General features: G+C 40.3%; 9 protein-coding genes. 4 read left to right on the forward strand and 5 right to left on the reverse strand.

Annotation, left to right across the window (positions count from 1 at the left end):
- Nucleotides 1-2 precede the first annotated feature (2 nt).
- The 3 genes from HJG58_RS12580 to dxs all read right to left on the reverse strand — a co-directional run bounded on the left by HJG58_RS12580 (nucleotide 3) and on the right by dxs (nucleotide 5,127).
- Nucleotides 3-1,865, reverse strand: coding sequence for a DEAD/DEAH box helicase (locus HJG58_RS12580; protein WP_002116866.1), 1,863 nt, complete (start codon nucleotides 1,863-1,865; stop codon nucleotides 3-5).
- Between the two features lie 405 nt (nucleotides 1,866-2,270).
- Complete coding sequence (locus HJG58_RS12585) at nucleotides 2,271-3,101, reverse strand: inositol monophosphatase family protein (protein ID WP_005078362.1); 831 nt, start codon at nucleotides 3,099-3,101, stop codon at nucleotides 2,271-2,273.
- A gap of 121 nt (nucleotides 3,102-3,222) precedes the next feature.
- Nucleotides 3,223-5,127: a 1-deoxy-D-xylulose-5-phosphate synthase gene (dxs, locus tag HJG58_RS12590; RefSeq protein WP_170249114.1), complete on the reverse strand. Its 1,905-nt coding sequence runs from the start codon at nucleotides 5,125-5,127 to the stop codon at nucleotides 3,223-3,225.
- A 303-nt stretch (nucleotides 5,128-5,430) separates the two neighbouring features.
- Here dxs and ribA point away from each other — a divergent pair, with 303 nt between their 5' ends.
- The 3 genes from ribA (at nucleotide 5,431) to aroE (ending at nucleotide 8,080) form a co-directional block, all read left to right on the forward strand.
- The gene (gene ribA, locus HJG58_RS12595; protein WP_002116908.1) at nucleotides 5,431-6,033 is read left to right on the forward strand and encodes a GTP cyclohydrolase II; all 603 of its coding nucleotides are present in this window, start codon (nucleotides 5,431-5,433) and stop codon (nucleotides 6,031-6,033) included.
- A gap of 128 nt (nucleotides 6,034-6,161) precedes the next feature.
- A complete protein-coding gene (hemF, locus tag HJG58_RS12600) occupies nucleotides 6,162-7,112 on the forward strand; it encodes an oxygen-dependent coproporphyrinogen oxidase (protein ID WP_170249116.1) in 951 nt (316 codons plus the stop codon).
- Between the two features lie 179 nt (nucleotides 7,113-7,291).
- A complete protein-coding gene (gene aroE / locus HJG58_RS12605) occupies nucleotides 7,292-8,080 on the forward strand; it encodes a shikimate dehydrogenase (RefSeq protein WP_130121715.1) in 789 nt (262 codons plus the stop codon).
- A 44-nt stretch (nucleotides 8,081-8,124) separates the two neighbouring features.
- Here the strand turns inward: aroE and HJG58_RS12610 are convergent, their stop codons facing one another.
- Complete coding sequence (locus HJG58_RS12610) at nucleotides 8,125-10,476, reverse strand: hypothetical protein (protein ID WP_170249117.1); 2,352 nt, start codon at nucleotides 10,474-10,476, stop codon at nucleotides 8,125-8,127.
- Between the two features lie 257 nt (nucleotides 10,477-10,733).
- Here HJG58_RS12610 and HJG58_RS12615 point away from each other — a divergent pair, with 257 nt between their 5' ends.
- Nucleotides 10,734-12,557: an acyl-CoA dehydrogenase C-terminal domain-containing protein gene (locus HJG58_RS12615; protein WP_002116803.1), complete on the forward strand. Its 1,824-nt coding sequence runs from the start codon at nucleotides 10,734-10,736 to the stop codon at nucleotides 12,555-12,557.
- A 67-nt stretch (nucleotides 12,558-12,624) separates the two neighbouring features.
- Here the strand turns inward: HJG58_RS12615 and HJG58_RS12620 are convergent, their stop codons facing one another.
- Nucleotides 12,625-13,266, reverse strand: coding sequence for a hypothetical protein (locus HJG58_RS12620; protein ID WP_170249119.1), 642 nt, complete (start codon nucleotides 13,264-13,266; stop codon nucleotides 12,625-12,627).
- Nucleotides 13,267-13,368: the final 102 nt, after the last annotated feature.

Genomic DNA, 13,368 nt, shown 5'->3' on the forward strand with positions numbered 1-13,368 from the left:
GATTAACGGTCGAATTTACGACGCGGTTTGTCATCAAAGCTACGACGCGGACGATCTTCACCACCGAAGCTACGTTTTGGACGATCTTCGCCACCAAACGCTGGACGCTCACCACGTGGTTTATCATCAAAGCTACGACGCGGTTTATCGTTAAAGCCACCTTCGCGGCGTGGACGATCTGAGTTGAACTCACGACGTGGACGATCTTCGCCACCAAATGATGGACGTTCACCACGTGGTTTGTCATCAAAGCTACGACGCGGACGATCTTCACCACCGAAAGTACGTTTTGGACGGTCACCAAAACCATTTTCACGACGTGGTTTGTAATCTACGCGGTTACCACGGTTGTCATCATTTGAGTCAAAACGCGGTTTATCGTTGAAACCACCTTCGCGACGCGGACGATCTGAGTTGAACTCACGACGTGGACGATCTTCAAAACCACCTTCACGGCGTGGGCGATCTGAATTGAACTCGCGACGTGGACGATCTTCACCACCGAATGGACGTTCACCACGTGGTTTGTCATCAAAGCTACGACGTGGACGGTCATCACGACCACCTTCACGGCGTTTGAAGTTGCTTTCGCCTTCAAAACGACGACCACCGCCAAAACCGCCACCACGACGACCATCACGACCACCGTTGCCGCCACGACCACGACCACCGCCATCACGACCTGAACGAGCAGGAGGTGGAGATGGCTCTAAGCCTTCAATTTCAGAAACACTTAAACGTGCATCTAAATAGTCTTCAAGCGCACGGATTTTACCGCGTTCACGATAAGTCGCTAAAGTAATTGCTTGACCTGTACGACCAGCACGACCTGTACGACCAATACGGTGTACATAGTCTTCATGTTTCATTGGTAAACCGAAGTTAATTACGTGAGAAATTGTCGGTACATCAAGACCACGTGCAGCAACATCTGTCGCTACCAAGATTTTTGCACGGCCTTCACGAATACTACGTAAACGACGGTTACGAACTGTTTGTGGCATTGCACCGTGAAGTGCAACTACAGAATGACCTGCTTCTGCAAGTTCTTCAGCCAACATATCTGTATCTTCTTGAGTGCTCGCGAATACAACCGCTTGATCAAGAGTTTCATCAGCCAACCAGTGAGTCAGAAGTTTCTTCTTGTGTTCGAAACCATCTGTCCAGTGTAAAGTTTGGGTGATGTCAGTGTTTGTACTGTGACCTGTTTCAATAGCAATACGCTCAGGTTCATTCATCATGCGCTCAGCAAGACGAATAATACGGTCAGCGAAAGTTGCAGAGAACATTAATGTTTGACGACGGTTACCAGCTAAATCGCTAATCGCTTCTAAATCTTCAGAGAAGCCGAGGTCTAACATACGGTCAGCTTCGTCAACGATTAAAGCTTCAACTTTATCTAACTTTAATTGACGACGGTTTACTAAATCTAATAAACGACCAGGAGTCGCAACAATAACTTGCGCGCCTTTAAGTTGTTGGATTTGCTTACCAAAAGGCATACCACCCATGATTGCAGCAATACGAACACCTTTCATGTGACGTACGAAAGCAATCGCATCTTGGCTAACTTGTTGAGCCAATTCACGTGTTGGGCATAAAACTAAAATGTTAGGTTGGGTCACAGCTTTCATACGTTCTTTGAACGGAACAAAAGTTTCTTGACCAGCTAAATTATGTAATGTCGGTAATAAAAATGCCGCAGTTTTACCAGAACCAGTCTGGCTAGATACTAGAAGGTCTTTTCCTTCTAAAGCTGCAGGAATAGATTGTTCTTGCACAGGAGTCGGGGTAGTAAAACCTAAACCTTCAAGCGCTTGTTGTAAGGTTTCATGCAAAGAAAATTCGGCAAAAGTTTTGCTCATAGAGAGTTTCACCCTAGTGGGTGCTCCATTTTTAATAAATACAAAATAGACATCGGCACAAAGCGGCAAAGCAAAGTTAGCTGAAACGTTTTTTCAGCAGCAATCCGAGTAACGACGATGTGGACTAAACGCACGCTTGATTACGGCCGAACCTGAAGAATCGCTGAGCGATCGGGGCGCAAGAAATGGTCCTCTCTATGGACAGCGTGCGCTTACAATGAATAGAACAGAATGTTCAGGTAATGAACGGAAATTTAAGTGCGTGGGCGGATTATAGCAGAAAGAAATTAAAAGTCATGTGTTTTAATCAACTTTCTTCATATTTATTGAACTCAGTAATATTTACCCATGGCTTAAAAAATAAAACCCTCTGATAATAGAGGGTTTTATTTATAAATAATTAAATTATTTTGCGGCTTGAGCCCAAGCTGGAACTACAGTTTGCATTAAAGGTTTTAGCATTTTGAGTGAACTTGCAAGTACTTGACCATTTTCAAGAGATTCATTACCACCGCGTGCGTCAACCACTACACCGCCTGCTTCTTTAATAATAAGCTCACCAGCAGCGATATCCCATGGTTTTAAACCAAGTTCAAAGAAACCATCAAAACGACCAGCAGCAACATATGCTAAATCAAGGGCAGCTGAACCACCACGACGAATTTGTGCGCCTGCTTGAGTAACCGCTAATAATGAAGCAAAGTGTTGTTCTGCATAAGATACGATCTCACCAGCACGTTTAGCGCGGTAAGGATGGCCTACTGCCAAGAATGTATTTTCTAAAGTATCTTTTACATTTACACGAATACGGCGTTGGTTCATGACAGCACCGCGACCGCGACTTGCAGAGAATAATTCGTCACGTACTGGGTCGTAGATTACGCCGTGTTGAGTGACACCTTTATGCTGAACTGCAATAGAGATACAGAAATGAGGGAAACCATTAATAAAGTTTTGCGTGCCATCAAGTGGGTCAATTACCCAGCACCAGTCTGCATCGTGGCCTTTGCCTTCTTGCAAACCGAACTCTTCACCTAAGAAACTATGGTTTTTATAACTTTTACGTAATGTATCAATCGTCAATTGTTCCAAATAACGATCTACACGTGTTACCGGGCCATCAATGCCTTTCTCTTCAACTTGCAAATCGAGTTTATGACGATTTTGATGCGCTTTTAAAAGCTCTTGACCAACTGTTTGAGCCGCACGCGCAGCCATAACCACCATAGGTTCCATTGAACACCCACTACAATACAAGTTTGAAGATTTTGACAAAGAATAATGCATAAAAGCGCATACATTTTAGCAAATGAATGCGCTTTAGGGGAAAAAATGTTTCAAAAATTTTATTAAAGGCTTAAACCACCTGATTTAGCTTAAGCCAAGCTCGTTCAATTGAGCTAAAAATACCTTTAGCATCTAGCCCACAATCTTGTAGCATTTGGCCATGTGACGCTTGCTGCAAGAACAAATCTGGCAGACCTAAATTAATGATAGGTTTAACAATTTGTTCTTGTGCCATGAACTCATTTACTGCACTGCCTGCACCACCCATAATTGCGTGTTCTTCAACAGTTACAAATAATTGTGTATGTTCAGCCAAATCACGAATAATTTTTTCATCAAGTGGTTTCACAAAACGCATATTTACAACACGCACACCAACATCATGTTTTTGTGAAAATTGCTCAGCAGCTTCTATGGCAACCATAACGCGACTACCAAACGCTAAAATCGTAATCTGCTCATCACAAGCAGGTTTAATTTCAGCAACGACTTCTGCCTTACCTAATTCAATAGCAGTTAGCTCTTGCTGAATTTCAACGCCTACCCCAGCACCACGAGGGTAACGTACTGCTGCTGGCCCATTATAAGCATAGGCAGTATGCAACATCTGGCGGCATTCATTTTCATCTTTTGGTGCCATGATGACCATGTTCGGAACTGTACGCATATATGCATAGTCATATGCACCAGCATGAGTTGGACCATCTTCACCAACCAAACCAGCACGGTCAATGCCGAAAGTTACATCAAGATTTTGTAATGCAACATCATGAATAAGTTGATCGTAACCACGCTGCAAAAATGTTGAATAGATTGCAACAACAGGTTTTAACCCTTCACACGCCATTCCCGCTGCAAGTGTTACTGCATGCTGTTCGGCAATTGCAACATCGAAGAAGCGCTTTGGAAATTCTTTAGCAAACTTAACCATGCCCGAGCCTTCACACATGGCTGGGGTAATCGCTAATAAACGTTCATCTTGTGCAGCTTCGTCACACAACCATTGACCAAATACATCAGAATATTTTGGTGGCGTTTTACCAGAAAAAGCCGCATTAATTTTGCCAATTGCATGGTAGGTAATTGGATCAGCTTCTGCCGGAGTAAAGCCTTTACCTTTTTTAGTATAAACGTGGACTAAGCGTGGACCTTTACGTTTTTTCAAAGCATTAAATACTTGAACGAGTTGATTTACATCATGCCCATCGAAAGGACCGAAGTAATCAAAACCAATCGCTTTAAATAAATTATCGGCCGCATCTGTTGCCGATTGATGTAAACGAGAGTTGTACGTCCATTTCGGATGTGGCTGTACATACGCCTCGCCATGTTCATCGACATTAACTAAATGGCCTTTTTCCCAAATTGCAGCTAAATGCTTAGCAAAACCACCGGTACTGCAAGAAATCGACATGTCATTATCATTAAGTACAACAATTAAATCAGCGTCATGTGCGACAGCATCGTTCATGGCTTCAAATGCCATACCTGCTGTCATTGCGCCATCACCCACAATACAAACCACTTCACATGGGTCATTTTGATAGCGACGTGCTAAAGACATTCCCAAACCTGCCGAAATTGCAGTTGATGAATGCCCTACGCCGAATGTATCAAAAACTGATTCTTCTCTAGCTGGAAATGCTGCTAAACCGTTCTTAGCACGGATTGTTGTCATTTTCTCACGGCGACCAGTCAAGACTTTATGGGGGTACGCCTGATGACCTACATCCCAAACTAATCGGTCATTTGGAGTATTAAAGCAATAATGCAGCGCAACCGTCAGCTCAACCACGCCGAGGTTAGCACCGAAATGGCCACCACTCTGGCCTGCTGCATATAAAATATATTGACGCAACTCATCAGCCACTTGAACCAATTGGCTATGCTCGAGCTGACGTAATTGTTGAGGATGATCAATTGCATCTAACAATGGCGTAACAGGGCGTTGAGTTGGAATTTCGGTATACAACATATGTGGCAAAGCCTTTATAAGCCTGGCAAATCCTAAGCTGGGTCAAAATGGGTCGATCATACAATCGAATGAAGTCACCTTCAATCAGCCACATTTGCGAACGAGGTCATGCAAAGCAGTCTCTCATACAGTATGGGTATGGTTGGCAGATTATCCTGAATAATCTGACTATTTATCAACTATTATCGTCTTCTTTATACAAAAAAGAAAACCTTAGTGTTCAAAATGATTATGACAATTCGACCAATCTCCCAGCATTACGCTATACTTTAAACCGTTTTCGGTTAAAAGATGAGTTAATCTGTGCCTATAGAGTTCATTGCAACATCAAAACTCCCGACTGCTTTTGGTGAATTCAATATTTCTGTGTTTCAAGATCCAGTATCAGGTGAAGAACATGTGGCACTGTCTAAAGGGTTAGAAAATCCACCCACAGGCCCTGTTTTAGTACGTGTTCATTCAGAATGCTTAACAGGTGATGCTTTTGCGTCATTAAAATGTGACTGCGGCCCTCAATTACAGGCAACTCAAAAGCTCATTAACGAAGCAGGTCAAGGCGTTATTTTATATTTACGCCAAGAAGGCCGTGGTATTGGGCTTACGAATAAAATTCGTGCGTATGCCTTACAAGATCAAGGTCATGACACGGTAGATGCAAATTTACTTTTAAATTTGCCAGCTGATGCGCGCCGTTATGACATGTGTAGCATTATGCTCGATCACTTAAAAGTAAAAGAAGTTAAGTTAATTACTAACAATCCTTTGAAAATTCAGGCACTCAAGGATCAAGGTATTAATGTGGTTGGTCGTGTTCCTTTAACGGTTGGACGTAATCCTTTTAATGAACAATATTTAAAAACTAAACGTGAACGCATGGATCACCTTTATCAAAAAGATGATTTCTAAAACAAAATTATAAACTTAAAAATAATTGGAAGGGATTTTTAAGACATTTCTTAAAAATCCCTTACTTTTTTTATGGTTTTGTGTTTTGATGTATCTATCTCCTATCTCAATCATCTTTGAGGGTCACTATGCAACATCCGACTTCAACAGATATTCAACGTGTCCGCGAATTTCTCCTCGATTTACAAGCCCGTATTTGTGCTGGTTTAGAACAACAAGAAAAAGCTGGCGGTGGTACGGGTGAATTCATTATTGATGATTGGGAACGTCCAGAAGGTGGTGGTGGTCGTTCACGAGTTTTACAAAATGGCACCGTGATTGAAAAAGGTGGTGTGATGTTTTCTCACATCAACATTAGTAAACTGCCCGCTTCTGCCACAGAAAGACATCCTCAAATTGCTGGTGCTAAAGCACAAGCGCTTGGTGTGTCATTAGTCATTCACCCTAAAAACCCAAACATTCCAACCTCCCATGCCAATGTACGTTTATTCGTTGCAGAGCCTGAAGGACAAGATCCAATTTGGTGGTTTGGCGGTGGTTTTGACTTAACACCGTTCTATCCAGATGGACAGGATGTTATCGACTGGCATCAAGCCGCATATGACCTATGCCAGCCTTTTGGTGACAATGTCTACGCTGAACATAAAAAATGGTGTGATGACTATTTCTATCTAAAACATCGAGATGAACAGCGTGGTGTCGGTGGTTTATTCTTTGATGATTTAAATTGCTGGGATTTCGAAACCTGCTTTAAATATATCCAAGCTGTAGGCAATGGTTATTTAAATGCCATTCTGCCAATTTTTGAAAAACATCGTGAACAGCCTTATACCGAAGCTCAACGAGAGTTCCAGCTTTACCGTCGTGGTCGTTATGTCGAATATAATTTAGTCTATGACCGCGGAACATTGTTTGGCTTACAAACAGGTGGACGTATCGAGTCTATTTTAGTCAGCCTGCCTAATCTTGCAGCTTGGTCGTATCGTCCAGAATGGGATGAAGACTCACCAGAGAAACGTTTAACCGACTATTACTTAAAACCTCGTGACTGGTTAAACCTAAAAGAAAAAGTCGCTTAATTTTTTGCTTTTCGGAGATTCTTTGGCTTCCACCCTAAAGAATCTCCTTTTTTATTTTCAATTTTCTGAATTTCATTCAAATATTTTTTCTTATTAAAATTTGGCTTATAGTGAGGCCTGCTGAAAATTCAGTACAGACTTTATCTGCCTCATGCCATTTTAAAATTTTGGATATAAGAATGACCAAACAGTTTGCAGTAATTGGCAACCCCATCGAACAATCACGCTCTCCTGAATTGCATCATGCTTTCGCTCAAAAAACAGGTGTTGACCTAGACTACCAAAAACGTCTCGCGCCTCTTGATGGTTTTGAGCCGAGTATGCGTAGTTTCTTTGAAAATGGCGGAAGTGGTATGAATGTTACCGTGCCGTTTAAAGAACAGGCGTTTGCTTTGTGTGATGTGCTGACTGAACGTGCTCAAATTGCCAAAGCTGTAAATACACTTTGGATGAAAGATGGCAAATTACATGGTGACAATACAGATGGCCAAGGCTTAGTTGCCGCAATTCAAGCTTTAGATTGGAACCTAGAAAATACAACTATTTTAATTTTAGGAGCTGGTGGTGCAACTCGTGGCGTTATTTATCCACTAGTACAGGCTGGTGCCAAAAAGATTGTGATTGCAAACCGAACTTTCGCTCGTGCAGAGCAACTTGTAGATGACTTAAAAGCAGCAGTCCCGCAAGCTCAATTACAAGCAATTTCTCTAACTGAGCTAGAAGGGAAATTTGATATTGTAATTAATGCAACTTCTGCAAGCCTGTCTGGTGATGCATTACAACTACCAGAAAATTTAGAGTTCAAATATGCCTATGAGATGGCCTATGGCAAGCCATCTAGCTTTCTTGATCAAGCCAAACAGCGCAATGTACCTTATGCGGAAGGTTTTGGCATGCTCGTTGGTCAGGCCATTGAAGCTTTCTATATTTGGAATGGCGTAAAGCCAGAATTAAAAGATTTTCTATAAGTCAAAAAAGAACCTACTTAAGTAGGTTCTTTTTATCTCAGCTATTATTTTTTTGCTGCAACCATCTGCTTATAAACATCTCGGAAAATCTCATAATCAATAAATTCATTATGTTCAGGTTTTAAATTCTGAATTGTTTTTTCCGTAAGTTGCTGTTTGCGAGCAGCGATATAAACTTTACCTAAAATATCAGCTGTTTCTGACAACAAGTGTTTTTCTTCGTCAGAACTACCATTTTGTTTTTCAAACTCTAATTGATACTGTTTTGAGAAAAGCTCTGCAGGTTGCTTATATTGTTTCTGTAGTTTTTGCCATGCTTCACGCCCAGCTTCACCTTGTATTGTTGTGATCACAATATGGTCCACAGCTCGGCCTAAGTCATTATCAAATTGGTCTTCTTGCTCAAGATGATGCTTTTTCTGCAACGCCTCAATACGTTCTAAAGCTTTACCTTGTGGGTTATAGGTTTCCTCTTCAGAGAACCAGTAAGCATAAACCTCGGCAATTTCTTGCAACTGTTGAACTGAATAATAATGAATATATGACGGTTTTTCGGCAGTCAATTTTGCAATAAACACAGCCTTATACGTCTTGTCATAAGCATGTGTTGCATCATAAGTTTGGTTAGCCAACAGCGCCAGAGTCGAGTCTAAATCTTGTACATCGCTATGAGCGCCAACTGGATGCTCAGAAACATCACTCTGCCCAAGTTTTTCACTAAACCCTTTTATGAAGTTTTCAAATAAAGAACCTTTGCTTGCTTCTGCAACTGATTTAGCTTGTTTAAGTTGCTGCTGATTAATTGGGGTCGCTTTACCATAATTGAGAATTTGCATGTCTGCTTTAATATTAAAGCGATGGTTAAATTCAGCTGGTGTATACGCAATATCATAATCCGCATTGACTAAACGGCCCTTTTCATCCAGTCCGACATCAATCGCAACCGGATTTCTTTGTTTTGGTAAAGCTTGTTCAATTTCTGCCTTATGCTTGATCCATAGAGCTTTGAATGCCTCATCATTAACAAACTGGTTTTGATCATAAGCAGCAAAAGTTTGTTTCAATGCAACTTGACGAGCTTTAATCTGAGTTTTTTCGGTATTTACAGCACTCTGATCAAGCACATCAATACCGTAAATTTGACAGTAATTAATATCACCTAAGGCAACTGGACTTTTTTGAGACTGTAATTCAACACACTGATCTTCTGTAAGTGAAGCCACTTCTTCATCTTGCGTGACTTCTTCAGCATCTGCTACAGCAACATCTTCGGATTGTTCGGCTTGGGCCGTATCAGAAGCTTCCTCTTCAACTGCCCCATCTTGAGCTGCACTTGATTGGTCTTCATCACCATATTCAGAATCTAAGGCATTACCAAAATGAGCATTAATAAGTGAATAAAGTTGCTGGCTAACTGCGGCTGCATCTTCAGAAGAAACTTTTTGCCCATCAGCATTACCCTCTTTACTCTTCGCTTCCGAAGCAGCTAATTCAGTTGCTATAGTTTCGGCAATCTTTTCTTCATCAAAACCAAAAACATTTTTTTGCAGATATTTAGCATTGACCTGACTATAAAGCTCTGATTGTAGCAATAACGCTTCAACCGTATCTTTTAAACGAATTTTTTCTACAATTCCTGCTTTACGCTCAGCGTCACTAACTGATAAACGCTGTAAATTTTGTGGTTCAGCCAAACGATAAGATACAGCGCCAGAAGCTTTCGCATATTCAACGAATTTCTTCATATCGACATTCGTAAACAGATTTTTATACTTTGAAAAATCCACATACGCTAAATTATTTTGATTATCTTTATTGACCAGATAAGGCATTAATCCAAAATAATTAACGTAAAATTTATAATCTTTCAGATCAAGTACCATTGGCAATTTTGCCTGTACCAAAAGTGTCGGTTTTTCATACCTTGCTGTAAGGTTTAAAGACCCCATTTTTTGACGATAATGAACCGAACCATCGTAACTAAATTCAAGATCATTTAATAAATTAATTAATACGGCGTTTACTTTTTCTGAGCGTGATTCACCAGAAATACCCGAATCCGTCTGCTCATTTGCAATTGCGGCATACAGCGCCTGCTTCTGTTTTTTATTCAAATTAATTTTTTGTTCACGTAAATATTGATCTACTTTTTTTTGCACTGCAGCATCTAGCTGCGCTGTTTTTTCTACATTATTTATTTTTTTTGACTGGTTTGGATCAACACTAACTTTAAAATTCCCACGATAGTCATAGCTTGGGTATTCATACATTGCATTCATACCCTGAATGACTTTTTGATCTAACTGAGTAGATGCTACAGATGGACGTAGGTTATGCTGCGCACAAGCGGTCAAACCCAAACTAAACAAACATAAACTGAGATATTTTAAATACATAACCTTTTTTAAAACCTTATCGCTTTATCTTTTTAGCAAAACTTGCTAAAAATAAGAAAATTAGTTGTTTTTTCACATAAAAGTATAAGTCCTGAATGTAGCAGAAATTATAATTTCAGGTGTATTTATTTTCGACAAAATTCGCTTTTCTGACATTTCTTTCGGGTGCGATTAACATTGTATTTTTATCATGCGAGTGAATAATCAAATCATCGATACAGATAATCCCACAATGATTCAAAATTAGGATTAAAGCCATGCCAGCATATAAAGCCCCGCTACACGATATCCGCTTCTTAATGAATGAAGTACTAGATTACCCTGCTCACTATAAAACTTTATCAAATGGTGAAAATGCAGATCCAGATACTGTTGATATGATTCTTGAAGGTGCGGCAGATTATTGTGAAAACGTATTGTCGCCACTTAACCAATCTGGTGATGAAGAAGGTTGCCATTTTGACAACGGTGAAGTAACTACTCCTAAAGGCTTTAAAGAAGCTTATGACCAATTCGTAATGGGCGGTTGGCAAGGTCTTTCTTACCCAGAAGAATTTGGTGGTCAAGGCCTTCCTATGTCTTTAAACCTGATTAAATCAGAGATGATGGGTACTGCAAACTGGTCATTTACCATGTACCCAGGTTTAAGTTCTGGTTGTATGAACACTATTTTGCAATTCGGGACTGATGAGCAAAAACAAACATATATGCCTAAGCTTGTTGAAGGCACTTGGAGCGGCACAATGTGCTTAACCGAACCTCAATGTGGTACAGACTTAGGTCAGGTAAAAACTAAAGCTGAACCTCAAGCAGACGGTAGTTACAAAATCACCGGTACAAAAATCTTCATTTCTGCTGGTGAACATGATTTAACTGAAAACATCATTCACATCGTACTTGCACGCCTTCCGGATGCACCTGCTGGTACTCGCGGTATCTCATTATTCATCGTACCAAAATTCATGCCTACAGCTGATGGCGGTGTTGGTGAACGTAATACAGTCGCTTGTGGTTCAATCGAACATAAAATGGGGATCCGTGCATCTGCAACTGCGGTACTCAACTTTGATAATGCAACAGGCTACTTAATTGGTGAAGTAAACAAAGGCCTACATGCAATGTTTACCTTCATGAATACAGCACGTATTGGTACTGCTGTTCAAGGTATTGCACACGCTGAGTTATCTTTCCAAGGCGCATTACCATATGCCAAAGATCGTATGTCAATGCGTGCGCTTTCTGGTAAAAAAGATCCAGATAAAGTTGCTGATGCAATCATTCACCATGCAGACGTACGCCGTATGCTGTTAACTCAAAAAGCAATCGCTGAAGGTGGTCGCTCTATGATTTACTACGCTGCTCAAATCGCTGACAAAATGACAGATGCTTTAGCACGTGGTGATCAAGCTGCTTTTGAAGACTACGATGATAAACTTGGTTTCTATACACCAATTTTAAAAGGTTTCTTAACTGAACTTGGTTTAGAAGCTGCTAACCACGGTATGCAAGTTTACGGTGGCCATGGCTACATTAAAGAATGGGGTATGGAGCAAATCGCACGTGATGCACGTATTGCGACTTTGTATGAAGGAACAACTGGCGTTCAAGCACTCGACTTGATTGGCCGTAAAGTGTTGTTAAGTTCAAAAGGTAAAGTAGTTCGTGAATACACTGCTGAAATCCTAAAATTCTGTGCTGCCCATGCACGTAATAAATATTTACGTCGTTTTGCTTGGGACTTAACTAAGCTTTGTGCTCAGTGGAACACTTTAACAGTTCGTATCATGCTTGCTGCACGTAAAGACCGTGACATCGTATCTTCTGCTTCTGTAGATTTCTTGATGTTCTCAGGTTACGTGATGATGGCTTATTTCTGGGCTCAACAAGCTGTGGTTGCTTCTGAAAAATTAGAAGCAGGTAACGGCCAAGAAACTGCTGAGTTCTATAAAGCAAAAATCAAAGTTGCTGATTTCTACTTTGATCGTTTATTGCCACGCGCTCAAGGTCATGCAGAATCGATGGTGACTACATCTCGCACATTAACATCATTACCAGTGGAACACTTTAGCTTCGATTACTAATCATTGTTAAATAGTGAAACGAAAAAGAGCGCAATATAAATTGCGCTCTTTTCATATAAAGAGGTATCTATTCTTTAGTTAAAACATAAGCCTGATTTGGAACAAAATAGTTTTGCTCTAAAAATTCACGATTTTTTCCATAGTCGCTATAAAGTAATTTTTCTAAATTTGTGATCAATCTTTGATTTGAATCAAGATTAAAATAAAAATTAACTTTAGATAATGGACATTGAATCGTTAACTCACGCTCTTTTTCATCTACTTTCCAATTTAGAGTAGGACATAACTGATTTACAGCAGCACTTTTAGCACCGTCCTTACTTCCCACACTACCAAAATGGACAACATTCCAATAAGCTGACCCATTTGGTAATAAATTTAAAATATATTCTGCTTCGCCTGATTCACAATCAGCAAAAGCATCCTCGCATGAAATACGAGTGTGATATCGCCCTACATATTGCAATGAGGCTGCGTTTAATTTTTGGGTTTGATCTGAGGTATCTTCAGGTAAAAAAGTTCGTCCAGCGACATAATCCAATGTTTTTATAGACGTACTACTTTTTATTAAGTTTTCTTCATGATTAGAACTTGTAGTTGAGTGATCTTTTGAGTTGGTATGGCTTATATCGCAAGCACTGAGTGTCATGCACATCGCAGCCACTACAACCACATGCTTAACTGAAAAACGAGACCACTTCAAAGACATATACATTATTCACAGATAACAGCAACAGCTCTATTTACACTTCAAATCAAGTATTAGCTGATTGCCGCTTTAAACTCTTAAGCCCTGAAAGGGTGCATTTTA

It is taken from the genome of Acinetobacter geminorum (genome assembly GCF_013009345.1).
GTDB lineage: Bacteria > Pseudomonadota > Gammaproteobacteria > Pseudomonadales > Moraxellaceae > Acinetobacter > Acinetobacter geminorum.

What these genes read in the sequence shown, in the direction of transcription:
- HJG58_RS12610 (WP_170249117.1), bottom strand. Translation starts at nt 10,476, where the DNA reads ATGTATTTAAAATATCTCAGTTTATGTTTGTTTAGTTTGGGTTTGACC.
- hemF (WP_170249116.1), top strand. Translation starts at nt 6,162, where the DNA reads ATGCAACATCCGACTTCAACAGATATTCAACGTGTCCGCGAATTTCTC.
- aroE (WP_130121715.1), top strand. Translation starts at nt 7,292, where the DNA reads ATGACCAAACAGTTTGCAGTAATTGGCAACCCCATCGAACAATCACGC.
- HJG58_RS12620 (WP_170249119.1), bottom strand. Translation starts at nt 13,266, where the DNA reads ATGTCTTTGAAGTGGTCTCGTTTTTCAGTTAAGCATGTGGTTGTAGTG.
- HJG58_RS12585 (WP_005078362.1), bottom strand. Translation starts at nt 3,101, where the DNA reads ATGGAACCTATGGTGGTTATGGCTGCGCGTGCGGCTCAAACAGTTGGT.
- dxs (WP_170249114.1), bottom strand. Translation starts at nt 5,127, where the DNA reads ATGTTGTATACCGAAATTCCAACTCAACGCCCTGTTACGCCATTGTTA.
- HJG58_RS12580 (WP_002116866.1), bottom strand. Translation starts at nt 1,865, where the DNA reads ATGAGCAAAACTTTTGCCGAATTTTCTTTGCATGAAACCTTACAACAA.
- HJG58_RS12615 (WP_002116803.1), top strand. Translation starts at nt 10,734, where the DNA reads ATGCCAGCATATAAAGCCCCGCTACACGATATCCGCTTCTTAATGAAT.